General features: G+C 76.3%; 1 protein-coding gene. It reads right to left on the minus strand.

Annotated features, from left to right (window positions below):
* On the minus strand, positions 1–249 hold a 249-nt coding region (locus ACEN88_RS35925), incomplete at both ends, for a glycosyltransferase (RefSeq protein ID WP_413347157.1).

Below are 249 nucleotides of genomic sequence, written 5' to 3' on the forward strand. Positions count from 1 at the left end.
GCCGTCGACGACGGTGCTCTTGATGCCGCCCACGTCGGCGCCGACGACGGGCCGGGCGCAGGCCATCGCCTCGACGGGCGTGATGCCGAACGGTTCGTACCACGGCGTCGTGGCGAATACGTCCGCGGCGCCGTACCAGACCCGCAGCGCCGCGCGCGGCTGCTGGCCGGCGAACTGCACGTGGCCGGCAATGCCCAGCGTGTCGGCGAGGGCGCGCAGCCGGGCGGGCGCGACGGCGCGGAACTGGCC

Source organism: Massilia sp. CT11-108 (genome assembly GCF_047302915.1).
Classification (GTDB): domain Bacteria; phylum Pseudomonadota; class Gammaproteobacteria; order Burkholderiales; family Burkholderiaceae_D; genus Telluria; species Telluria orientalis.